The sequence below is a fragment of the Micromonospora sp. NPDC049044 genome, assembly GCF_040649215.1.
Taxonomy (GTDB): domain Bacteria; phylum Actinomycetota; class Actinomycetes; order Mycobacteriales; family Micromonosporaceae; genus Micromonospora.
Genome location: NZ_JBEZFA010000033.1, coordinates 1 through 23,525, shown reverse-complemented (window position 1 = coordinate 23,525; position 23,525 = coordinate 1). Strand labels below are relative to the sequence as shown.

Sequence of the window (23,525 nt, the reverse complement as noted above, 5' to 3'; positions counted from 1 at the left end):
CCGCGCGAGGCCCTGCGGGGCCTGCGGTCCTCGCGCCGCGGCCCGGCTTGGTGGTGTGGCCGGGCTTGGTGGTGTGGCCCGGCTTGGTGGTGTGGCCGGGCTTGGTGGTGTGGCCGGGCTTGCTGGTGTGGCCCGGCGGTTTCCGGTGCCCTGGTCAGTATGGGGGCGAGGTCTGTTGCGTGAGGGCCCACCTTGTTTCGGAGCCTGGCCCGCCCGGTCCGCCTGTTGCGGTCCGCTGGACTTCGCCGGTCGCATGATCGCGCTCGAACCTGGAAGTAGTGGCCTCCGCACTCATGGATACCACTCGATCCTGGATCGAGCGCGTTCTTGCGGCACTGAGGGTTCACCCGACGAGCAAGATCCGCGCAACATCGCGGATGCTGCTGTCTCGCGCGCGTCGGAGGCAGCAACGTTGGGGAACTTGCGCAGATTTCGGGCGCGGGGTGCAGGGTGCGGAACGCGAGGTACGGGGCGTGGTGGGTATCGACTCGGGTTCCTGGAAGTTGCGGGGTCTTGTCTGTGGACGCCGTTTCCTGGAGGCCGAGCCCGATCACGGCACAGCGGGCTGGTCTGGTGGCTCGGCCTGGCGGCTTTGACCCTGGTGGCCTGGCGCGGCCTGGTGGTCCGGGTCGATGGGGCTGATGGGGGCTGATGGGGCTGATGGGCCGACGGGGCCGGCGGGCCAGGGCGCGGGCGACTGTGGGGCGGGACATGGGGCGGGCCCGCGTCCCGCCGAGGTGTGGCGGTGACGCGGGCCCGGGGTGCCTGCTCCGGTCGGTCAGCCCTTGGCTGCCTGGGCCTGGAGTTGCCGGAGGTTGTTCAGCTCGCTCTGCTGGGTGTTCTTCATGGTCTGGGCCATCCGCACGACCTCGTCGTTGTCGGTCTCGTCGAGTGCCGCGTCGATCATGTGGATGCCGCCGAGGTGGTGGGCGTACATCAGGGTCAGGAACTGCATGTCGACCTCGATGCCCTTGGCGTCGCGCAGGGTGGTCATCTGTTGCGGGGTGGCCATCCCCGGCATCAGACCGTCCTTGACGGTGGCTCCGTCGGACATCCACGACATGGGGGGCTTCGACCCGGTCGGGCTGAGGCCCCATTCGCGCAGCCAGGTCTGCATGGCACCGATCTCGCCCTGCTGGCCGGTGGCGATGTCGACGGCGATCTGCCGCACCTCGGGCAGGGTCGCCGAGCGGTACGCGATGAGGCTCATCTCCACCGCCTGCGCGTGGTGGGTCGTCATGTCCCGGGCGAAGCCCGCTTCGACGGACGCGTCACCGGGTCGGGTGAGCCGCGGGGTGAGCAGACCGCCCGCGTAGCCGAGGAGCAGCCCCACCACCACCATGACGGCGAGCGCCGGTACGCCGTAGCGCGACGCCGGGCGCCGGGCGTCCTCGTCCGGGACGGCCGAGGAGTCGTCGTACTCGCTGTCGGTGGTGGCGGGGGCGGTCATTGGCGTCCTTACTGCTGGGCCGGCTGCTGCTGCGGAAGCTCACGCGGCGTGGTGCCGGTGGCGGTGATCCCGGTGTTGCACAGCGCCGTCGGGCCCTCGACGGAGGCGTTCACCCGCAGGTCCTTGATGAACTCGTCGATCCGCGAGTCGTCAGCGTTGTCGAGCTTGAGCTGGTAACCCCAGGCCTGCAGCGAGATCGGCTTGTCCAGACCCTCGTACGGGCTCATCAGCATCTTCTCGACGCCGCGCACCTTGCCGGCGAGCTTCTCGACCTGGTCCGCGGGCAGGTCGGGCCGGTAGGTGATCCACACGGCGCCGTGCTCCAGGCTGTGCACCGCGTGCTCGTTGGCGATCGGGGCGTCGTAGACGTCGCCCATGCAGTTCTGCCACGCGGCGTTGTGCACCCCGCCCACCGGCGGCGAGTAGTTCCAGGTCAGCGGGCCCGACTTGTGCGACTCGTACTTGAGGCTGTCGGGGTCGGACTTGCGGATGTTGGCGATGCCGTCGATGGCGTTGGCCCGCTTGTCCCACGGCTTGGAGCCCTGGAACGACGCCCAGGCGCCGTACCCGATGATGCCGGCCGCGAGCACGCCCACCGCGACGAAGAGCGCGATCGGGCCCCAGGCGCGGCCCTGGCTCACCTTGACCGGGGTGACCGGCTTGCGCGGGCCCTTGCCACCGGCCCGGGGGGAGCCAGCCGGCTTGCCGGAACCGGCCTTGGCGCCGGACGCAGGCCGGCCCGCTGCCGGCTTCTTGCCGGTGCTGACCACGGTCTGGCGGCGCTCAGGGCCACCCGGGGTGCTGATGCTCATCGTGCCTCGTCAAGTCGGTCGGTCAGGGGAGTGGCGGGCCGGTAGACGCGCAGGGGAGCCGCCGAGTGCCCGAGTCTACCCCCGATAACATGGTTGGGTGACTCCTGCAGAACTAGCCTCGGTCGTCCTTGCCGCCGCCCACGCCGTCTTCGAGCAGCGCGGGCTCGACCGCGCCGCGCTGCCGGCGAGCACTGTGGTGGAGCGACCGCGCAACCCCGAGCACGGCGACTACGCGTCGACGCTCGCGCTGCAGTTGAGCAAGAAGGTGGGCGTTCCGCCCCGGGAACTGGCGGGTGCCCTGGCCGACGAACTGGGCCGGGCAGCGGGTGTCAAATCGGTGGAAATCGCCGGGCCGGGCTTCCTGAACATCCGGCTCGACGCGGCCGCCGCCGGTCAGCTCGCCCGGGTGATCGTCGAGGCCGGCGCGAAGTACGGCCGCAGCGACCGGCTGGCCGGCGAGAAGATCAACCTGGAGTTCGTCTCGGCCAACCCGACCGGCCCGGTGCACATCGGCGGGGTCCGCTGGGCGGCCGTCGGTGACGCGCTGAGCCGGCTGCTGCGGGCCACCGGTGCCGACGTCGGCACGGAGTACTACTTCAACGACGCCGGTTCGCAGATCGACAGGTTCGCCAGGTCGCTGCTCGCCGCCGCCAAGGGTGAGGCCGCGCCGGAGGACGGCTACGGCGGGGCGTACATCGCCGAGATCGCCACCGAGGTGCAGGCCCGCCGGCCGGAGGTGCGCTCGCTCGACGACGACGCCGCCCAGGAGGTCTTCCGGGTCGAGGGCGTCGCGTTGATGTTCGACGAGATCCGCTCCTCGCTGCGCGACTTCGGGGTGGAGTTCGACACCTACTTCAACGAGAAGGACCTGCACGACCGGGGTGAGCTGGACCTCGCGTTGAACCGGCTGCGTCAGCAGGGGCACCTCTACGAGTCCGAGGGCGCGACCTGGCTGCGCACCACCGACTTCGGTGACGACAAGGACCGGGTGCTGCGCAAGTCCAACGGCGAGTGGACGTACTTCGCCGCGGACTGCGCCTACTACCTGGACAAGCGCGAGCGCGGCTTCGAGCGGGTCGTGATCATGCTGGGCGCCGACCACCACGGCTACATCGGCCGGATGAAGGCGATGGCCGCGTGCTTCGGCGACGACCCGGACCGCAACCTGGAGATCCTCATCGGGCAGCTGGTCAACCTGCTGCGCGACGGCGCCCCGATGCGGATGAGCAAGCGGGCCGGCACTGTCATCACCCTGGAGGACCTGGTCGAGGCGATCGGCGTGGACGCCTCCCGGTACGCGTTGGCCCGCTACTCCAGCGACTCGCCGATCGACATCGACATCGAGCTGTGGACCCGGGCGACCCGCGACAACCCGGTCTACTACGTGCAGTACGTGGCCGCCCGGACGGCGGGTGTGGCCCGTAACGCCGCCGAGGTGGGGCTGGTCCCGGGTGACGCCGACGCGTTCCGGCCCGAGCTGCTCGACCACGAGAAGGAGAACGAGCTGCTCAAGGCGCTCGCCGAGTTCCCCGCGGTGGTGGCCACGGCCGCCGAGTTGCGCGAGCCGCACCGGGTGGCCCGTTACCTGGAGGAGAGCGTCGCCGCCTCCTACCACCGCTTCTACGACAACTGCCGGGTGCTGCCGCTGGGCGACGAGAAGGTCACCGACCTGCACCGCGCCCGGCTGTGGCTCAACAACGCCACCCGCACGGTGATCGCCAACGGCCTGCACCTGCTCGGCGTCTCCGCTCCCGAGAGGATGTGACATGAGGGCTCATGAGGCGGGTGCGCTGCACGCGGACATCAGCAACCGGGGGCCGGCCTGGCTGCGTACCCCGGAGGACGTCAACGCCCTGCTGCCGACGCTGTGGCCGCGCAGCGTCACCCGCGGTGCGGACGGCGCGGTCGCCGTCGCGGGCCTGAGCGTCCGCGACATCGCGGCCGAGTTCGGCACCCCGGTGTACGTCCTGGACGAGGCCGACCTGCGCTCGCGCTGCCGCGACTTCCGGGCGGCCTTCCCGACCGAGGACATCTTCTACGCGGGTAAGGCGTTCCTCTGCCGCGCGGTGGTCCGGATGATCGCCGAGGAGGGCCTGCACCTGGACGTCTGCACCGGGGGTGAGCTGGCCACCGCGCTGTCGGCCGGGATGCCGCCGGAGCGGATCGGCTTCCACGGCAACAACAAGTCGGTAGCCGAGTTGGGCCGGGCGCTCGACGCCGGGGTCGGCCGGATCATCGTCGACTCGTTCACCGAGATCGACAGGCTCACCGCGCTGGCCCGCGAGCGCGGGGTCCGGCCCCGGGTGCTGGTCCGGGTCACTGTCGGCGTGGAGGCGCACACCCACGAGTTCATCGCCACCGCCCACGAGGACCAGAAGTTCGGCTTCTCCCTCGCTGGTGGTGCCGCGGCGACCGCCGCCTTCAAGATCCTCGACGAGGGTGTGCTGGAGCTGCGTGGCCTGCACTCGCACATCGGCTCGCAGATCTTCGACGCCAGCGGCTTCGAGGTCTCGGCCCGTCGGGTGCTCGCCCTCCAGGCGCAGATCCGCGACGCGCGCGGGGTGGAACTGCCCGAGCTGGACCTCGGCGGCGGCTTCGGCATCGCGTACACCACCCAGGACGACCCGGCCACCCCGCAGGACCTGGCCAAGCGACTGCGCAAGATCGTCGACTCGGAGTGCGCGGCGGAGAACCTGGCAGTGCCGCACCTGTCCATCGAGCCGGGCCGGGCCATCGTCGGGCCTGCCGTGTTCACCCTCTACGAGGTCGGCACGGTCAAGAACCTCGACGGCCTCCGGACGTACGTCAGCGTCGACGGCGGGATGAGCGACAACATCCGTACCGCGCTCTACGACGCCTCCTACTCGGCGACGCTCGCCTCGCGGGCCTCGGGCGCGCAGCCGTTGCTCGCCCGCGTGGTGGGAAAGCACTGTGAGTCCGGGGACATCGTGGTGAAGGATGAATTCCTGCCCGCCGACGTGCAGCCCGGAGATCTTGTCGCGGTGCCCGGCACCGGTGCGTACTGCCGGAGCATGGCCAGCAACTACAACCACGTGCCGCGTCCACCTGTGGTCGCGGTGCGCGACGGCCAGGCACGCCTGATCGTCCGGCGGGAAACCGAAGAGGACCTGCTCGCATTGGATGTTGGATGACGTCACCTGTGCGCTTGGCGCTGCTCGGCTGTGGCACGGTCGGCCAGGAGGTGGTCCGGCTGCTGCACGAGCAGTCGGCCGACCTGGCCGCCCGGATCGGCGCTCCGCTGGAGATCGCCGGCATCGCCGTGCGGCGACTCGGCCGCGACCGGGGTGACCTGCCGGTCGACGAGGACCTGTTCACCACAGACGCGCTCGGCCTGATCAAGCGCGACGACGTGGACGTGGTCATCGAGGTGGTCGGCGGCATCGAGCCGGCCCGGAGTTGGCTGGTCGAGGCGCTGCGGGCCGGCAAGAGCGTCGTCACCGCCAACAAGGCGCTGCTGGCCGAGGACGGCGTGGCCCTGCACGAGGCGGCCGCCGAGGGCGGCGGCGACCTCTACTACGAGGCGTCGGTGGCCGGGGCCATCCCGCTGCTGCGCCCGCTGCGGGAGTCGCTGCACGGGGACCGGATCAACCGGGTCACCGGCATCGTCAACGGCACCACCAACTTCATCCTCTCCGCGATGGACGCGACAGGTGCCGGGTTCGCCGAGGCCCTGGAGGAGGCCACCGCCCTGGGGTACGCGGAGGCCGACCCGACCGCCGACGTCGAGGGCTTCGACGCGGCGGCGAAGGCGGCGATCCTCGCCTCGCTGGCGTTCCACACCCGGGTCGGCGCCGCCGACGTGCACCGTGAGGGCATCACCGAGGTGACCGCCGCGGACATGGCCAGCGCCCAGGCGATGGGCTGCACGATCAAGCTGCTCTGCATCGCGGCCCGGGGCGTCGACAGCACCGGCCGGGAGACGGTGAGCGTCCGGGTGCACCCGGCGATGATCCCGCGCAGCCACCCGCTGGCCAGCGTGGGCGACGCGTTCAACGCGGTCTTCGTGGAGGCGGACGCCGCCGGGCAGCTGATGTTCTACGGCCGGGGCGCGGGTGGGGCGCCCACCGCCAGCGCGGTGCTCGGTGACGTGGTCGCGGTGTCCCGCAACCGGCTCGCCGGGGTGCGCGCGGCCAGCGAGAGCGCGTACGCGGACCTGTCGGTGCGGCCGATGGGTGAGGCGCTCACCCGCTACCACGTGAGCCTGGAGGTGGCCGACCGTCCGGGTGTGCTGGCCGCCGTGGCGAGCGTGTTCGCCCGCCACGACGTGTCGATCGCGACGGTGCGGCAGGGCTCCGCGGGTGGGGCGCCCGGCCGTGACGACGACGCCGAGTTGGTGATCGTCACCCACGTGGCACCGGACGCCGCGCTCGCCACGACCGTCAGCGAGCTGCGCGGCCTGGACATTGTCCGCTCCGTGACAAGTGTGCTGCGGGTCGAGGGCGGCGCCTGAGTCGTTGACCCCATCGATGGGCGGGTTCGCGCGTCCCGCCAGGTGGGTAAGCCGGGGGTGTGCCGTTGACCACTCCGGCAGGTTGGTCCAAGGTGGCTCCCGATGCTCGGGTCGGTGCGGCGGTAGAGGCGAGGAGAGCGACATGTGGCGGGGTCTGATCGAGGCGTACCGGGATCGGCTGCCGGTCACCGCGGCCACGCCTGTCGTCACGCTGCACGAGGGGAACACCCCGCTGTTGCCCGCGCCGGTGCTGTCCGCCCGGATCGGGTGCGACGTGCACCTCAAGGTGGAGGGCGCCAACCCGACCGGCTCGTTCAAGGACCGGGGGATGACCCTGGCGGTGTCGAAGGCGGTCGAGGCCGGCAACAAGGCGATCATCTGCGCCTCCACCGGCAACACCAGCGCCTCCGCCGCCGCGTACGCGGCCCGCGCCGGGCTTACCTGCGCGGTGCTGGTGCCGCAGGGCAAGATCGCGTTGGGCAAGCTGGCCCAGGCGCTTGTGCACGGCGCGAAGCTGCTCCAGGTCAGTGGCAACTTCGACGACTGCCTGTCGCTCGCCGCGAAGCTGGCTCAGGACCACCCGGTCGCGCTCGTCAACTCGGTGAACATCGACCGGCTGCACGGCCAGAAGACCGCCGCCTTCGAGATCGTCGAGGCGCTCGGTGACGCCCCCGACATCCACTGCCTGCCGGTCGGCAACGCCGGCAACATCTCCGCCTACTGGATGGGCTACGCCGAGGAGCGGGACGCCGGCACCACCACCCGGACGCCGAAGATGTACGGCTTCCAGGCCGCCGGGGCGGCCCCGATCGTGACCGGCCAGGTCGTGCCGGAGCCGTCGACGATCGCCACGGCGATCCGGATCGGCAACCCGGCGAGCTGGACCAAGGCGTTGGACGCCCGGGACACCTCCGGTGGCCTGATCGCCGCCGTGACCGACCGGGAGATCCTCTCCGCGTACCGGCTGCTCGCCCGCGAGGTGGGGGTCTTCGTGGAGTTGGGCAGCGCGGCCAGCGTGGCCGGCCTGCTCCAGCAGGCCGCGGCAGGCGCGGTGCCGGCCGGTTCGACGGTGGTGTGCACGGTGACCGGCCACGGCCTGAAGGACCCGGAGTGGGCGATTTCCACAGCCCCGGCGCCGCTCACCATCGCCAACGACCCGATGGCCGCGGCTCGCGCCCTCGACCTGGCCTGACTGCGCGCCGCCGGTCGCCCGCCTGGGGCGGGCCGGCGGTCGGCGTGGGACCGCGCCGGGGGCGGCGGGGGTTCCGGAGATCGAATCCGGCACACTTTCACGTATCCCCGCCCGCATCTCGTTCAGGAGTGAACCAGGCCGATGTCGCTGCTCGCCAGATTCAGCCTCGCCAACCGAGGGCTGATCGCCCTCATCGCGGTGGTGACCACGGTGTTCGGAGTGTTCGCCGTGCCGTCGCTGAAGCAGCAACTGCTGCCGTCGCTCGAGTTCCCGGCCGCGTTCATCGTGGCCCCCTACCCCGGTGCCGGCCCCGAGATCGTCGAGTCGCAGGTAACCGAGCCGATCGAGAATGCCCTCCAGGGCATCCCGGGCCTGGACAAGATCACCTCCACGTCCCGCGAGGGCTCGGCCACCGTCCAGGTGATGTACGAGTTCGGCACCGACCTGGACGACGTGGTCAACAAGATGCAGACCGCGCTGAGCCGGATCGACGCCCAACTGCCGGACAGCGTCGACCCGCAGGTCATCGCGGGCAGCACCGACGACCTGCCGGCGGTGGTGCTGGCCGCGACCGGCGCGGCGGACGAGCGGGCGCTCGCCGAGAAGCTCCAGGCGACAGTGGTGCCGGAGCTGGAGGGCATCGAGGGGGTACGCACTGTCGAGGTGACCGGCACCCGCGACGACGTCGTGGTGGTCACCCCGGACCCGGCGAAGCTTGCCGCGGCGCAGGTGCAGCCGACGGCGATCGGCGCGGCGCTGAAGACGAACGGTGTGACAGTGCCGGCCGGCGCGGTCACCGACGGCGGGCTGGCCCTGCCGGTGCAGGTGGGTACGCCGATCGCCAGCCTGGAGGACCTGCGCGGCATCGTGGTCACCCCGGGCCCGACACCGGTCCGCCTCGCTGATGTGGCGACTGTCGAGCAGCAGCTCGCGCCGGCCACCGCGATCACCCGCACCAACGGCAAGGACAGCCTCGGCATCGCGGTCACCGCCGCGCCGGACGGCAACGCCGTGCAGATCTCGCACGAGATCCGCGACCGGCTGGCCGACCTGAAGGACGCCTCCGGTGCGGAGCTGACAGTCGTCTTCGACCAGGCGCCGTTCGTCGAGAAGTCGATCGAGTCGCTGACCACCGAAGGCCTGCTCGGCCTGGTGATGGCGGTCATCGTCATCTTGGTCTTCCTGCTGTCGGTGCGCTCGACGGTGGTCACCGCGGTCTCCATCCCGCTGTCCGTGCTGGTGGCGCTCATCGCCCTGTGGATCGGCGACTACTCGCTCAACCTGCTCACCCTCGGCGCGTTGACGATCGCGGTCGGCCGGGTGGTGGACGACTCGATCGTGGTGTTGGAGAACATCAAACGACACCTGGAGTACGGCGAGGAGAAGCGGCACGCCATCGTCACCGGTGTCCGTGAGGTGGCCGGGGCGGTGACCGCGTCCACCCTCACCACGGTGGCGGTGTTCGCGCCGATCGCGTTGGTCGGCGGGTTCGTGGGCCAGCTCTTCGCACCGTTCGCGATCACCGTCACGGTGGCGCTGCTCGCCTCGCTGCTGGTGTCGCTGACCGTGATCCCGGTGCTCGCGTACTGGTTCCTGAAGCCGCGTGGTGGCACCGCTGACGACGAGGCGGTGCGGCGCGGCGCGGAGGAGAAGGAGCTGCGCAGCCCGTTGCAGCGGGCGTACCTGCCGGTGGTCGGGTTCGCCACCCGTAAGCGGTCGACCCGGTGGATCACCGTGGGGCTCGGCCTGCTGGTGCTCTTCGGCACCTTCGGGCTTTCCCAGAAGCTGGAGACCAACTTCCTGGACGACTCCGGCCAGGACACCCTCAACATGCGCCAGGAGCTGCCGGCCGGGAGTGGCCTGGCGGCCACCGACGCGGCGGCCAAGCAGGTCGAGTCGGTGTTGGCGGGCACGAAGGGCGTCGAGACGTACCAGGTGACCGCCGGTGCCGGGGACAACCCGTGGGCCGGTGGCGGCGGCAACAACGTCGCCAGTTGGTCGCTGGCGCTCAACGGTGACAGCGACGCGAAGCAGATGCGTGAGGTGTTGCGCAAGGAGTTCGACAAGCTCGGCGCGGGTGCCGGCGAGATCAGCTTCGGTGGTGGGCAGGAGGCGTCGACGAGCCAGCTGGAGGTGATCGTCCAGGCCAGCGACCCGGAGGTGCTGACCCGGGCCGCCGAGGAGGCCCGGGCGGCGATGGCCGGTGTCCCGGACGTCGAGGACGTCTCCACCAGCCTGGCTGCGCGGGTGCCGCGGGTCGACGTGACTGTCGACCGGGCCGCCGCCGGCCGGGTCGGGCTCACCGAGGCCGCCGTGGGGCAGCTCGTGTCGCAGGCGTTCCGGGGAGCGCCGCTGGGTCAGGTCACGCTCGACGGTCAGCAGCAGAACGTGGTGTTGCGGCTGGGCTCGCAGCCACCGACGACGGTGGAGCAGCTGCGGGCGCTGCCGGTGGGTCCGGTCAAGCTCGACGACATCGCGGACGTCACCCAGGGCGAGGGGCCGCAGCAGGTCGCGCGGATCGACGGTGAGCGCAGCGTGTCGGTGACCGGTGCGGCGACCGGGTCGAACCTGGGCGCGACGAGCAAGGAGTTGCAGAAGCGGCTGGACGCCATCGACGTGCCGGGTGCGAGCTTCACTATCGGTGGCGTCAGCGCGGATCAGGCGGATGCCTTCGGTGATCTGGGCCTGGCGGTGCTGGTGGCCATCGCGATCGTCTTCCTGATCATGGTGGCCACGTTCCGCAGCCTCACCCAGGCGCTGATCCTGCTGATCTCCATCCCGTTCGCGTCGACAGGTGCGATCGGCCTGCTGCTGATCACCGGTACGCCGCTCGGTGTGCCCGCGCTGATCGGTGTGCTGATGCTTGTCGGCATCGTGGTGACGAACGCGATCGTGCTGCTCGACCTGATCAACCAGTACCGGGCGCAGGGCATGGGGGTTCGGGAGGCGGTGGTCGAGGGTGGCCGGCGTCGACTGCGCCCCATCCTGATGACCGCGGTGGCGACCATCTTCGCGCTGCTGCCGATGGCGTTCGGGTTGACCGGTGAGGGCGGCTTCATCTCGCAGCCGCTGGCGGTGGTGGTGATCGGCGGTCTGCTCAGCTCCACGCTGCTCACCCTGATCCTGGTGCCGACGCTCTACACGATGGTGGAGCACACCAAGGAGTCGCTGCGGGACCGTCGCGACCGGCGGCGCTCCGGCACGCCGGCGGTGACCGCGGCGGAGACGGACGAGGTGTCGGCCCCGAACCAGGTGGCGGTGCCGAGCAGCGCAGCCGCCCCGGCTACGGCCGACGGTGCGCAGCCGGCCCGACGCCCCGCTCCGTCGGCCGCGCTGGTGGAGGGGACGGACCAGTTCGAGGTGCTGCGGCTGCCCCGTAGCCGCACCTCGCCGCTGCCCCCGTCGGAGCCGACCGAGTAGATCGGACCGCGATGCGGAAACGCCCCCGGCAGGGTTCTGCCGGGGGCGTTCCACGTGTACCTGCCGAAACACTCCGATCCGACCGGACACACACTTTGTGTAACTTCTTGCATACTCCTCGTAGATGGATGAGGTGCGGGTGACGCAAGGGTGGTCGGATGGTCGAGGGCACGCGAGGGTGGGGGCGGCGCGATGTGTTCCGCCGTGGACTGCTGATCGTCGGCGGGGTGGCCATCGGCGGCGGCGCGTCCGAGGCCTGGCAGAGCACGCAGCGTCGGCTGCCGATCGCCGGCGGCCCCGCCAGCGCCACCCTCGGCAGTGGCCAGCAGGATGTCGGCGCCGGCACTGTCGACGTGTTCTGGTCGGGACGGACCAGCAGCCGTCTGGTGGCCCTCACCTTCGACGACGGGCCCGCACCACAGTGGACCCCGATGGTGCTCGACACCCTGGCCCGGCACCAGGTCCCGGCCACCTTCTTCATGGTCGGCGCGCAGGTCCGCCGGCACGGCGACGTCGTCCGCGGCCGGCTCGCGGGGCACGAGGTAGGAAACCACAGCTGGGAGCACCGGGACCTGGCCGAGCTGGACGCCGCCGAGGCGTACGACGACCTGCGCCGCAGCCACGACGCGATAGCCGAGGTGACCGGGACGCAGCCCACGCTGCTACGCCCGCCGTACGGTCACCTGGGCGGCGCGGTGCTGCACGCGGCGGCCCGGCTGGACTACCGGCTGGTGCTCTGGTCGCTGCAGATGGTGGAGCGTGAGTTTCCCGACGATCCGGCCGGCCACGCCCGGCGGATCGTGGCTGAGGTTCGACCGGGAACGATAGTGCTCGGCCACGACGTGGGGGCGCATCGACGGCTGGTCGCGCTGCGGGGCCTGACGGATATGATCAACGGGTTACGGTCGCGGGGTTACACCTTCGTCACGGTTTCGGCGCTGCTGAGAGCGAGCGTGACCCCGGCCCCGACCAGGTAAGGTCCCGCTCCGTGGCGTCCACCCTCTCGGTCCTCACCGGCAATCGGAGCTTCCGCAATCTCTTCCTGGCCGAACTGGTGGTCTTCGGTGCCGACTGGTTCGTCATGGTGCCGCTGCTGGTGCTGTTGCCGCAGTTGACCGGCAGCGGGGTCTGGGGCGCGCTGGTGTTGGCGGTGGACACCGGCATCGTGGCGCTGCTGCTGCCGTACACCGGCACGATCGCCGACCGCTTCGACCGCCGGAAGGTCATGATCGCGTCCAACGTGGCCGCGCTGGCGGGCGTGTTGCTGCTGCTCGGGGTGCGGGGCGCCAGCACGGCGTGGCTGGCGCTCGTCGCGATCGGGGTGGTCGCGGTGGCCAAGGCGTTCTACTCGCCGGCCGCCCAGGCCGCGCTGCCCAACGTGCTGGAGCCGCACGAACTGGCCGCCGGTAACGCGGTCGCCGGCTCGGCCTGGGGCACCATGACCGTCGTCGGTGCCTCGCTCGGTGGCGTACTCAGCACCGCTGCCGGCCCGTACGCCTGCTTCTGGGTGGCGGCGGTGGGCCTGGCGCTGGCCGCGGGCCTCGCCACCCGGATCCGCCGGCCGTTGCAGGCGCCACGGGACACCGACCAACCGGCCCAGCGGACTTGGGCCGCGGTCCGTGAGGCGCTCGGCTACATCGGCCACCGCCCCCGGGTGCTCGCGCTGGTCACCGTGAAATCGGCGGTGGGCCTGGGCAACGGTGTGCTCACCGTGTTCCCGTTGCTGGCCGGCGTGTACGGCGTCGGCCCGCTCGGCGCCGGCCTGCTCTTCGCGGTGCGCGGTGCCGGTGCGTTGGTGGGGCCGATCCTGATGCGTCGGGTGCTCACCAACCGGGCCTGGCTGCTGCCCGGGCTCGCGCTGTCGATGTCGCTCTACGGGCTGTCCTATCTGGGCACATCTGTGGTCCGCTGGTTTCCGCTGGTGCTGCTGTTGGTCTTCGTGGCGCACTTCGCCGGCGGCAGCAACTGGGTGATGTCGAACTTCGCCCTCCAGGGCGAGGTCCCGGACCGGTTGCGGGGGCGGGTCTTCGCCACCGACATGATGCTCGCGACGCTGGCCATCTCGATCAGTCAGCTGGCGGTCGCCCTGGTCGTGGACGTGGTGGACGAACGGGTAGTGCTCGCCGGCTGCGGTTTGATCACGCTCGTGTACGCGGTCGGCTGGCGGATCGCCACCCGACGGCTCACGCTCAGCGATCCGGTCGCGGAGCCGGTCCCGGACCCGGCCGGCTGAGTCTGCTGATCCCAGGCTGCGGGCAGCGGACCGGATAGTCGGTGCCGAGCCCTAGCATGAGCGCGTGCCGACGAACTTCACCGCCGGGCCGGTCCGTGTCCGGGTCCCCGCGACAAGCGCCAATCTGGGCCCGGGCTTCGACGCGTTGGGTCTCGCCCTCGGGCTGCACGACGACGTGTCCGCCGAGGTCGCGCCGGGTCGGGTCCGGGTGGCGGTGACCGGGCAGGGTGCCGGTGAGCTGCCGGACGACGACCAGCACCTGGTGGTGCGGGCGATGCGGGCCGCGTTCGACGTGCTCGGTGCCCACCCGGAGGGCCTGCGCGTCGAGTGCGTCAACCGGATCCCGCAGGCGCGCGGGCTGGGCTCCTCGTCCGCCGCGATCGTCGCCGGCGTGCTGTTGGCCCGTGCCCTGGTCACCGACGGGGAGCACCGGCTGGACGACCCGGCCGTGCTCCGGCTGGCCGCCGAGATCGAGGGCCATCCCGACAACGTCGCGCCGTGTCTGCTCGGCGGCTTCACCGTGGCCTGGTCCGAGCCGACCGGGGCGCGGGCGGTTTCCCTGCCGGTCGCCGACGGGGTGCGGCCCACTGTTTTCGTCCCGGCGGAGCGGGGGTTGACCGCCGCCGCCCGGGCCGCGTTGCCGGCCACCGTGCCGCACGGCGACGCCGCGTTTACCGCCGGGCGGGCGGCCCTGCTGGTGCACGCGCTCACCACCGAGCCGGGGTTGCTGCTGCCGGCGACCGTCGACCGACTCCACCAGGATTACCGCTCATCCGGGATGCCAGGCACAATTGCGCTGGTCAGGGCGTTGCGAGCGGCTGGTGTGGCGGCTGTGGTCAGTGGGGCAGGCCCCACCGTGCTGGCGTTCGGCGAGCCTCCGGCGCGCTTCCCGGTGGGAACAGACTGGGAGATCTGGCAGTTACCGATAGACGTCAGCGGCGCGCGGGTTGCTCGGGGTAGACTTGGACACGCCGAGCGGGACCCTGTTGCCGCAGGTCGGAAGAGTTGATTACGCTCTAGACCTAGCACAGCCGCGAAGCACGCGATCTCCTGCGAGGCGGCGCACCCCCGGAAGCTCTCGGCGGTCAGCCCGTCACACCCCTGCCAAAGGCCCACGCCGCACCGCAGATTCCACAGGTCGCCGCAGACGGCGAGACCTGCTCACCGACGTTGGTGAGTCGGGATACCGACCGGCTGCTGTGTCACAGACTCCCGCGACGCGTCCTTGCGAGGCGGGTGCACCGAGGCCGCCCGGCCACCTGAGTTCCGACTCCGGGCAGTCCCGGCCTTTATCGAGGGAAGGAATCCATTGAGCGACACCACCGACGTGACGTCGGATGTTTCCAACGTCGCTGGCGATGCCACCGCCGCCGCTCCCGCCCGTCGTCGGCGTAGCGGCACCGGTCTGTCGGCGATGCTGCTGCCAGAGCTGCAGAGCCTGGCTGCGTCGCTCGGCATCTCCGGCACGGCTCGCATGCGCAAGGGCGAGCTGATCGCCGCGATCTCCGAGCGGCAGGGCGGCAACGCCGCCGGGACCCCTCGACCGCGTGCCGAAGTCGCGGCCGCGGCCGCCCCGACCCGGGAGGGGGTGCGCGCCGAGGTGCGGGAGACCGCCGACCGGCCGGCCGCCGAAGGGCGCGGCGCCGAGCCGGCATCGGCCGAACCAGCCACCGAAACCGAGGGTCGTGGTCGCACCCGGCGGAGCCGGGCCGCAGCAGCGGAGACGCGTCCGACCGAGGCGCGTTCGACCGAAGCGGCACGTTCGAGCGAGCCGGCACGTTCGACCGAGCCGCGTAGCGACGAGGCCGAAGCCGGCGAGCGGGCCGACCGTGCCGAGAACCGCCGCGAGCGGGCCGAGCGCACCGAGCGGGCCGAGCGTCCGGATCGGGTCGAGCGGGCCGAGCGGGCCGACCGTCCGGAGCGGGCCGAGCGGGCCGACCGTCCGGAGCGGGCCGAGCGGGCCGAGCGGGCCGAGCGCACCGAGCGCGCGGACCGGGGCGAGCGTTCCGACCGGGCCGAGCGGAACGACCGCGGTGAGCGGAACGACCGCGGTGAGCGGGCCGAGCGCGGCGAGCGGAACGAGCGCACGGAGCGCTCCGACCGGGGCGATCGCAATGATCGCAACGACCGGGGCGACCGGGGCGACCGCAACGATCGTGGTCAGCGTGCCGAGCGGGACAACGACGACGACGACGGCGAGGGCGGCGGCCGGCGCGGCCGGCGCAGCCGGTTCCGGGACCGTCGTCGCGGCCGCGGCGAGCGCACCGAGACCGGCACCGACACCGGTGGGCGTGAGCCGCAGGTAAGCGAGGACGACGTGCTCGTCCCGGTGGCCGGCATCATCGACGTGCTCGACAACTACGCCTTCGTGCGGACCACCGGCTACCTGGCCGGCCCGAACGACGTGTACGTCTCGATGTCCCAGATCAAGAAGTACGGCCTGCGTCGCGGTGACGCGATCACCGGTGCGGTGCGGGCGGCCCGCGAGGGCGGCAACAGCGGTGACCAGCGGCGCGACAAGTACAACCCGTTGATGCGGCTGGACACGATCAACGGGATGGAGCCGGAGGAGGCCCGGCGTCGTCCGGAGTTCTACAAGCTCACTCCGCTCTACCCGCAGGAGCGCCTGCGGCTGGAGACCGAGCCGCACATCCTGACCACCCGGGTCATCGACCTGGTCATGCCGATCGGCAAGGGCCAACGGGCACTCATCCAGTCGCCGCCGAAGGCGGGTAAGACGATGGTGCTGCAGGCGATCGCGAACGCGATCACCCGCAACAACCCGGAGTGCCACCTGATGGTCGTGCTTGTCGACGAGCGGCCCGAAGAGGTCACCGACATGCAGCGGTCGATCAAGGGCGAGGTCATCGCGGCCACGTTCGACCGTCCGCCGCAGGACCACACCACGGTTGCCGAGCTGGCGATCGAGCGGGCCAAGCGCCTGGTCGAGCTGGGGCACGACGTGGTCGTGCTTCTCGACTCGGTGACCCGGCTCGGTCGGTCGTACAACCTGGCGGCGCCGGCCAGCGGCCGGATCATGTCGGGTGGTATCGACTCCACCGCGCTCTACCCGCCGAAGCGCTTCCTCGGCGCGGCCCGCAACATCGAGAACGGCGGGTCGCTGACCATCATCGCCACGGCGCTTGTGGAGACCGGGTCGATGGCGGACACGGTCATCTTCGAGGAGTTCAAGGGCACCGGTAACGCGGAGCTGAAGCTGGACCGGAAGATCGCCGACAAGCGGACCTTCCCGGCCATCGACATCAACCCGTCCGGCACCCGTAAGGAAGAGGTCCTGCTCGCACCCGAGGAGCTGGCCATCATCCACAAGCTCCGCAAGGTGCTGCACTCGCTGGACTCGCAGGCGGCGATGGACCTCCTGCTGGACCGGCTCAAGCAGTCCCGCACCAACATCGAGTTCCTGATGCAGATCGCGAAGTCGACGCCGGGGGAGTGACCCTCCCCGGGTGAGGCACGACGAAGGGGCGCGGCCGCAACGGCCGCGCCCCTTCGTCATGTCCGTCCAACGCCCTTTGCTCTGCTTCAACCGGCGCAACACTCCGGGCCCCTTCGTGTTGCTTCCGTTGAAGCAGAGCAAAGGGGGATCGGGAGGCATGGTCGACCCTGTGTGCACGCCACCAGCGGTGCTCCAGCGGCGGCCGGAGCAGCCGAGTTTGGTGGAATTTTCCTTCGGTTCAGTCGATAGGTCTTGAAACTTCTATTCACTGCCGGGTTGACTGTCGTCCATGCGTACCCGCAGACGATCCGCCCGTCGCACCGGCGTCCTGCTGCTGACACCGCTGCTCGCCCTGGCCGTGTCGCCACCGGCCACAGCCGCGCCCGCGGCCCCACCCACCGTCGCCGCGCCGTCCCTGACCACGGAAACCATCGCGGAGGACGCGCCGCGCGCGTCGTCCGGGCCGGCCAGCGCGGTCAGCCTGGCCGCCGACCCGGCAGCCGCGACCGCAGCGGCAGCCGCCGCCGGCGGGCTGGAGCCGGCCGGTGGCCTGGACACCACGAAGGTCACCCGGCCGGTCGCGCCGGGCGTGCAGCTCACCTCCTTCGACAGGTACGACGCCGACGGCTGGCTGCGCGCCGACGCGCTCACCACCGACCTCGCCGGCGGGTCGACTGTCGACTACGTCAACTCCGGCGCGGTCAGCCGGGCCGAGCCGCTGCGCGGGGCGGTGGACGACTCGCGGGCGGTCGCCGCGGTCAACGGCGACTTCTTCGACATCAACAACTCGGGGGCCGCGCAGGGCGTCGGCATCCGCGACGGCAAGCTGATCCAGTCGGCGGTCGACGGTCACCGCAACGCCGTGGCGGTGACCGCCACCGGGATCGGTCGGGTGGTCGAGGTGAACTTCGACGGCAGCGCCACCCTGCCCACCGGGCCGGTGGCGTTGACCCAGTTCAACAACATGGTGCAGGCCGACGGCATCGGCGCGTTCACCGAGCTGTGGGGGACGTACTCCCGCCAGCGTGCCGTGGAGGGCGCGGCCCGGGTGGTCGAGGTGACAGTGACCGGCGGCCGGGTGGCGGCGGTGGCCGGCGTGGCCGGCAGCGGCCCGGTCGTGGCCGGCAGCACGGTGCTGCTCGGCCGCGACGCCGGCGCGGACGCACTGGCCGGGCTGCACGTCGGTGACCCGGTCTCGGTGACCTGGCGGCCGAAGTCGTCAGACGGGAACGACCTGCACGCGGCGGTCGGCGGCGGCAACGTCCTGGTCCGCGACGGCGTCGTGCAGAGCATCGCCGATGCGACCCTCGCCCCGCGTACCGCGGTCGGCTTCAGCGCCGACGGGCAAAAAATGATCATGCTGACGGTGGACGGTCGGCAGGTCGACAGCCGCGGCGTGACGCAGACCGAGATGGGCCGGATGATGGCCGAATTGGGTGCCCGAGACGCGCTCAACCTCGACGGTGGCGGCTCGTCCACGCTGCTGGCCCGGGAGCCGGGCGCCACGGCCGTGCAGGTGGAGAACGGCCCCTCCGACGGCAGCGAACGGGCGGTGCCCAACGGCCTGGCCATCTACGCGCCCAGGGGCAGCGGCCGGCTCACCGGCTACTGGGTCGAGACGGCCAGCGACCCCACCGCCGCCCCGGGCGTCTCCCCGGTGCGCGGCGGCCGGCCCGACCGGGTCTTCCCCGGACTGACCCGCACCCTCACCGCGGCCGGCTACGACGAGACGTACGGCCCGGCGGCGGGTACGCCCACCTGGCGGGCGACCCCGGCGGTACGCGGCCGCGTCGACCGCGACGGGGTCTTCCACGCCGGCACGCCGGGAACCAGCACGGTCACCGCCGCACGGGGGCGGGCGACCGGCTCGCTGGGCCTGACCGTCCTGGGCCCGCTGACCCGGCTCGGCGCCACGGTGCCACGGGTCGGGCTGACCGGCCGGGACGGCAACGCCCTGGTCGGAGTGGTCGGCTACGACGCCGAGGGCAACACCGCGCCGATCGAGCCGGCGGACCTCGCAGTCGACTACGACCACGACCTGCTGCGGATCACCCCGAACCGGGACGGCAACCTCACCGTCACCGCGCTGCGCGACACCGGCTCCGCAGTGGTGACCGTCCGTGTCGGACGGACGAGCACGGTCCTGCCGGTCACTGTCGGGCTGACCGACGTGCCGGTCGCCGGCTTCGACGACGCGGCGTCCTGGCGGTTCAGCCAGGCCCGCGCCAGCGGCTCGGTAGCGCCGGCGCCGGGTCACACCGGCACCGGCCTGAAGATGTCGTACGACTTCAGCCAGTCCACCGGCACCCGGGCCGCGTACGCCGACCCGCCCGCCTGGATCGAGGTGCCCGGCCAGCCGCAGGCCTTCGGCATGTGGATCCACGGCAACGGCACCGGGGAGTGGCCGAGCCTGCACCTGCACGACGCCCAGGACACCCAGCACGTGCTGCGCGGCCCGCTGATCACCTGGACCGGCTGGCGGTACGTGGAGTTCGCGGTGCCGGCCGGGGTGCAGTACCCGGTACGGGTGCGCCGCTTCTACGTGGCCGAGACCAACGCCGCCGCGCAGTACACCAGCGAAGTGATCATCGATGACCTGGTGGCGAAGGTGCCGCCGACGGTCGACGTGCCGGCGGTGGCCCCGCGTACCGACCGGGTGGTGGTCCGCGACGGCACTGTGGACGGTGCCCCCTGGCGGTTCGCGGTGCTCTCCGACGCCCAGTTCGTCGCCGCCGACCCGGACAGCGACCTGGTCGCCCAGGCCCGGCGGACGCTGCGCGAGGTGAAGGCCGCCCGGCCGGACTTCCTGCTGATCAACGGTGACTTCGTGGACACTGCCTATCCGGCCGACTTCGCGCTGGCCCGGCGCATCCTCGACGAGGAGCTCGGCGACGCGCTGCCCTGGTACTACGTCCCCGGCAACCACGAGATAATGGGCGCCCCGATCAGCAACTTCGCTGCCGCGTTCGGCGCCACCTCACGGGTGTTCGACCACGCCGGCACCCGGTTCGTCACGCTGAACTCGTCCACCGGGACGCTGCGGGGTGGCGGGTTCGACCAGGTGCGGATGCTGCGCGAGACGCTGGACGCGGCGGCCACCGACAGGCGCGTCGGCTCGGTCGTCGTCCTGCACCACCACCCGGCGCGGGATCCGAGCCCGGCGCAGGCCAGCCAGCTCGGTGACCGCAAGGAGGCGGCGCTGCTGGAACAGTGGCTGGCCGACTTCCAGCACCGCACCGGCAAGGGTGCGCTGTTCGTGGGCGGGCACGTCGGCACCTTCCACGCCGACCGGGTCGACGGGGTGCCGTACGTGATCAACGGCAACTCGGGCAAGACGCCGTCGACCCCCGCCGACCAGGGCGGCTTCACGGGCTGGACGGAGTTCGGTGTGGACCCGGTGACACCGGCCGAGGCCGACCGGGCCCGTCGTGACCCGCTCGCCGAGGGGCCACGCTGGGTGGACGCGGAGTTCCACGCCCACACCGACCGGCTCGCGCTGAACGCCCCGGCCAGCGTGGCGGTCGGCACCCCGGCTACGGTCACCGCCACGCTCACCCAGCCCGGCGGGCGCACGGTCCCGGTCGCCGCACCGGTGAGCGCCGACTGGTCCGCCTCGCCCGGGGTGCACATCGGCGGGGCGGCCGGGGTGCGCCAGTGGCACACCGCCCGATTCGACCCGGCCACCGGCACCCTGACGGCACTGCGGCCCGGCGCCCCGGTACGCCTCACCGTCGCCGTCAACGGCGTCCTCGCCGAGGCCACCGTCGCCGTCACCCGGTGAACCGTCCGGACGGCCCCCCGCACGCGCCAGGGGGCCGTCCGGACGTACCTCAGAAGTCGCCCTCGGCCACCTGGAACACGGTGAGCCCGAGGGCCCGCCACATCTGGACCACCTGGACCCGGTCGTCGAAGACGCCGGCCACCCGGTACCGGTCCCGGATCTCCCGGTCGTAGATCTCCCGCTTCACCATCGAGTCCTTCCGAGAGTCGCCGACGGCCCGCAGGTGCAGGCCGAGGTAGGGCACCCGGACGTGCCGGGCCAGCCATTCCTCGGTGGCCTCCCGCGCGGAGGCGTCCCGCCCGGAGCAGAAGACCACCCCGTACCCGGCCGCGTGCATCGCCCGGACCGCCGCGATCACCGCAGCGTTCGGCTCGTCCTCGCCCACCCGGGTCATGTCGTACGGGCTGCGGGACACGGCCAACGCGACGGTGCCGTCGATGTCCACCAGGACGATCTCGGTTGGCTCGGTCGACGGCGGGTGCACGGCGGCGGGGCGTCCGGTGCGGGCCGTCGGCACCGGCAACGGCAGGGCGCGCCCCGCAAGGTACCGCTCGTGCAGCCGGCGGATCGCGTCCGCGCCGACCTGGTCGGCCTCCGGACGGGCGGCGTCGCGGCGCAGGCACTCGTCAAGGGGTACGTCGGTGAAGTCGTGCACCTCGAAGTCGGCGCCGTGCCGGGCGGCCAGCTCAGCCCAGTCGCGCAGGGTCCGCGAGCGCAAATTGGTGTCGTCCACACAGACGTCCGCCCGGGCCCGCAGCAACGCCTCGACCTGGGCCCGCTGGACGACTGTCACCTGGGCCTCGGCCCACTGGGTGAAGAGCCGCGCACCGTGCAGCATCCGACGCAGGTCGTCCCGGTTGACCCGGACCACCGACGGCTGGAGTGTGCTGGCGAAGGTCGTCTTGCCCGAGGCGGGCAGTCCCCGGGTGGCGATCAGGCGGGTCATCGGCACCTCTGCGGCGGCTGGGGCGTACCCCCGGCGGGGTACGCGGCGACGGCCCGCCGGGTGGGCGAATGCCTCGCCGGACGGCGGGAATGCGGAGGAGGGAGCACGTGTTGACGATGCCGGACGAGGTGTGCCGCCCGATTACCGGGTCGGTTCAGGCCCATGGCACACTGGTCAATCGGCCACCGGTTCCGGTTCACGCCCGAGCCCGTCGTGTACGGCGCGACGAGCGATGACGGCGACCCGGCGACCACCAACGAGAGGACCGAGGCGATGAAGGCAAACATCCACCCGGAGTACGTGACCACCGAGGTCAGCTGCTCCTGTGGCAACACGTTCACGACCCGCAGCACCGCCAAGGGCGGGGCGATCCACGTCGAGACCTGCAGCGCCTGCCACCCGTTCTACACCGGTAAGCAGCGCGTTCTCGACACCGCCGGCCGGGTCGCGAAGTTCCAGCAGAAGTACGCCAAGGTTCAGGCCAAGAAGGCCAAGTAACTCCCCGTTCGGCGCCCGCGTCCGGTTTTCCACCGGACGCGGGCGCCGTCCGCGTTTCGCCTGTCTTCCACGCGCCGCCGGCTCCCGGGCCGGCCCGGTGTCGCACCGTCGAAGGAGCTTCCGCAGCATGAGCAGCGAGCGTCTGGCCGCCCTCCTCGACGAGTACGCGGAGCTGGAGAAGCGGTTGGCCGATCCGGCCATCCACGCCGACCAGGCCACCGCGCGCAGGGTGGGTCGCCGCTACGCGGAGCTGGTGCCGCTGCACAAGGCCGCCGCCGAGCTGGAGCAGGTCCGGGCCGACCTGGCCGCCGCGCGCGAGTTGGCCGCCGAGGACCCGTCCTTCGCGGACGAGGCGGACTCCATCGCCGGCTCGGTGCCGATGCTGGAGGAGCGCCTCGCCGAACTGCTCATCCCGCGCGACCCGCACGACGCCAAGGACGTGATCGTCGAGATCAAGGCCGGTGAGGGTGGCGAGGAGTCGGCGCTGTTCGCCGCCGACCTGCTGCGGATGTACACCCGCTACGCCGAGCGGCACGGCTGGATCACCGAGGTGATCGACGCCCAGGACTCCGACCTCGGTGGGGTCAAGGACGTCTCGCTGGCGATCAAGACGAAGGGTGTGCCGGAGGGCGGCAACGGTGTCTGGTCGCGACTCAAGTGGGAGGGCGGCGTGCACCGGGTGCAGCGGGTCCCGGTCACCGAGTCGCAGGGTCGCATCCACACCAGCGCCGCCGGGGTGCTGGTGCTGCCCGAGGCCGAGGACGTCGACGTCACCCTCGATCAGAACGATCTGCGCATCGACGTGTTCCGGTCGTCCGGCCCGGGTGGCCAGTCGGTGAACACCACAGACTCGGCGGTACGGATCACCCACCTGCCGACCGGCATCGTCGTCTCCTGCCAGAACGAGAAGTCCCAGTTGCAGAACCGGGAGCAGGCCATGCGCATCCTGCGGGCCCGGCTGCTCGCCGCCGCGCAGGAGCAGGCCGACGCCGCCGCCTCCGACGCCCGTAAGGCGCAGGTGCGCACCGTGGACCGCTCGGAGCGGATCCGCACCTACAACTTCCCGCAGAACCGGATCAGCGACCACCGGATCGGTTACACGGCGTACAACCTGGACCTGGCACTCGCCGGTGACCTCGACGGGGTGCTGGACGCGCTCGCCGAAGCCGACCGCGCAGCCCGCCTCGCCGGCGACACCGAACTAACCCGCCGCTAACACACCCCCACCCACCCACCCACCCACCCACCCACCCACCCACCCCCGG

Annotated in this window: 15 protein-coding genes; 12 read left to right on the top strand and 3 right to left on the bottom strand. The window is 71.8% G+C overall.

Translation table 11 applies throughout. From position 1 onward, the window contains the following. Positions 1–778 precede the first annotated feature (778 nt). Both AB0B85_RS24505 and AB0B85_RS24500 read right to left on the bottom strand, forming a co-directional pair. Positions 779–1,450 (bottom strand): DUF305 domain-containing protein, encoded by a 672-nt coding sequence (locus tag AB0B85_RS24505; protein ID WP_357411051.1) that lies wholly within the window; start codon positions 1,448–1,450, stop codon positions 779–781. An 8-nt stretch (positions 1,451–1,458) separates the two neighbouring features. After that, on the bottom strand, positions 1,459–2,262 hold the full coding sequence (locus AB0B85_RS24500) for a DUF3105 domain-containing protein (protein ID WP_357411048.1): 804 nt from the start codon (positions 2,260–2,262) through the stop codon (positions 1,459–1,461). Positions 2,263–2,359: 97 nt separating this feature from the next. Between AB0B85_RS24500 and argS the strand changes: the two genes are divergently transcribed. The 10 genes from argS to AB0B85_RS24450 all read left to right on the top strand — a co-directional run bounded on the left by argS (position 2,360) and on the right by AB0B85_RS24450 (position 20,816). Next, positions 2,360–4,027, top strand: a complete 1,668-nt coding sequence (gene argS, locus AB0B85_RS24495) for an arginine--tRNA ligase (protein WP_357411046.1) — start codon at positions 2,360–2,362, stop codon at positions 4,025–4,027. Between the two features lies 1 nt (position 4,028). Further along, positions 4,029–5,414: a diaminopimelate decarboxylase gene (lysA, locus tag AB0B85_RS24490; RefSeq protein ID WP_357411044.1), complete on the top strand. Its 1,386-nt coding sequence runs from the start codon at positions 4,029–4,031 to the stop codon at positions 5,412–5,414. Between the two features lie 8 nt (positions 5,415–5,422). Next, positions 5,423–6,733 (top strand): homoserine dehydrogenase, encoded by a 1,311-nt coding sequence (locus AB0B85_RS24485; RefSeq protein ID WP_357411169.1) that lies wholly within the window; start codon positions 5,423–5,425, stop codon positions 6,731–6,733. A 142-nt stretch (positions 6,734–6,875) separates the two neighbouring features. After that, the gene (thrC, locus tag AB0B85_RS24480; protein ID WP_357411042.1) at positions 6,876–7,925 is read left to right on the top strand and encodes a threonine synthase; all 1,050 of its coding nucleotides are present in this window, start codon (positions 6,876–6,878) and stop codon (positions 7,923–7,925) included. Positions 7,926–8,066: 141 nt separating this feature from the next. Beyond that, positions 8,067–11,345 (top strand): efflux RND transporter permease subunit, encoded by a 3,279-nt coding sequence (locus AB0B85_RS24475; RefSeq protein WP_357411040.1) that lies wholly within the window; start codon positions 8,067–8,069, stop codon positions 11,343–11,345. A gap of 158 nt (positions 11,346–11,503) precedes the next feature. Further along, positions 11,504–12,322 carry a polysaccharide deacetylase family protein gene (locus AB0B85_RS24470; protein WP_357411038.1) on the top strand — a complete coding sequence of 273 codons (819 nt, stop codon included), beginning with the start codon at positions 11,504–11,506 and terminating at the stop codon, positions 12,320–12,322. 11 nt (positions 12,323–12,333) lie between these two features. Beyond that, positions 12,334–13,578, top strand: coding sequence for an MFS transporter (locus AB0B85_RS24465; RefSeq protein WP_357411036.1), 1,245 nt, complete (start codon positions 12,334–12,336; stop codon positions 13,576–13,578). A 64-nt stretch (positions 13,579–13,642) separates the two neighbouring features. Further along, on the top strand, positions 13,643–14,587 hold the full coding sequence (gene thrB / locus AB0B85_RS24460) for a homoserine kinase (protein WP_357411034.1): 945 nt from the start codon (positions 13,643–13,645) through the stop codon (positions 14,585–14,587). Between the two features lie 300 nt (positions 14,588–14,887). Then, a complete protein-coding gene (rho, locus tag AB0B85_RS24455; RefSeq protein WP_357411031.1) occupies positions 14,888–17,035 on the top strand; it encodes a transcription termination factor Rho in 2,148 nt (715 codons plus the stop codon). A 289-nt stretch (positions 17,036–17,324) separates the two neighbouring features. Then, positions 17,325–20,816, top strand: a complete 3,492-nt coding sequence (locus AB0B85_RS24450) for a phosphodiester glycosidase family protein (RefSeq protein WP_357411029.1) — start codon at positions 17,325–17,327, stop codon at positions 20,814–20,816. Between the two features lie 49 nt (positions 20,817–20,865). Here AB0B85_RS24450 and AB0B85_RS24445 read toward each other — a convergent pair whose 3' ends face one another. Beyond that, complete coding sequence (locus tag AB0B85_RS24445; RefSeq protein WP_357411027.1) at positions 20,866–21,762, bottom strand: AAA family ATPase; 897 nt, start codon at positions 21,760–21,762, stop codon at positions 20,866–20,868. Positions 21,763–22,035: 273 nt separating this feature from the next. Between AB0B85_RS24445 and rpmE the strand changes: the two genes are divergently transcribed. Continuing rightward, positions 22,036–22,260, top strand: a complete 225-nt coding sequence (rpmE, locus tag AB0B85_RS24440; RefSeq protein ID WP_007464546.1) for a 50S ribosomal protein L31 — start codon at positions 22,036–22,038, stop codon at positions 22,258–22,260. Positions 22,261–22,387: 127 nt separating this feature from the next. Further along, positions 22,388–23,476: a peptide chain release factor 1 gene (gene prfA / locus AB0B85_RS24435; protein ID WP_357411025.1), complete on the top strand. Its 1,089-nt coding sequence runs from the start codon at positions 22,388–22,390 to the stop codon at positions 23,474–23,476. The last annotated feature ends 49 nt before the right edge of the window (positions 23,477–23,525 follow it).

Excerpts from the sequence above, each read along its gene's own strand:
- AB0B85_RS24505 (WP_357411051.1), bottom strand. The coding sequence starts at position 1,450 with ATGACCGCCCCCGCCACCACCGACAGCGAGTACGACGACTCCTCGGCC.
- AB0B85_RS24500 (WP_357411048.1), bottom strand. The coding sequence starts at position 2,262 with ATGAGCATCAGCACCCCGGGTGGCCCTGAGCGCCGCCAGACCGTGGTC.
- lysA (WP_357411044.1), top strand. The coding sequence starts at position 4,029 with ATGAGGGCTCATGAGGCGGGTGCGCTGCACGCGGACATCAGCAACCGG.
- thrC (WP_357411042.1), top strand. The coding sequence starts at position 6,876 with ATGTGGCGGGGTCTGATCGAGGCGTACCGGGATCGGCTGCCGGTCACC.
- AB0B85_RS24475 (WP_357411040.1), top strand. The coding sequence starts at position 8,067 with ATGTCGCTGCTCGCCAGATTCAGCCTCGCCAACCGAGGGCTGATCGCC.
- AB0B85_RS24470 (WP_357411038.1), top strand. The coding sequence starts at position 11,504 with ATGGTCGAGGGCACGCGAGGGTGGGGGCGGCGCGATGTGTTCCGCCGT.
- AB0B85_RS24450 (WP_357411029.1), top strand. The coding sequence starts at position 17,325 with ATGCGTACCCGCAGACGATCCGCCCGTCGCACCGGCGTCCTGCTGCTG.
- AB0B85_RS24445 (WP_357411027.1), bottom strand. The coding sequence starts at position 21,762 with ATGACCCGCCTGATCGCCACCCGGGGACTGCCCGCCTCGGGCAAGACG.
- rpmE (WP_007464546.1), top strand. The coding sequence starts at position 22,036 with ATGAAGGCAAACATCCACCCGGAGTACGTGACCACCGAGGTCAGCTGC.
- prfA (WP_357411025.1), top strand. The coding sequence starts at position 22,388 with ATGAGCAGCGAGCGTCTGGCCGCCCTCCTCGACGAGTACGCGGAGCTG.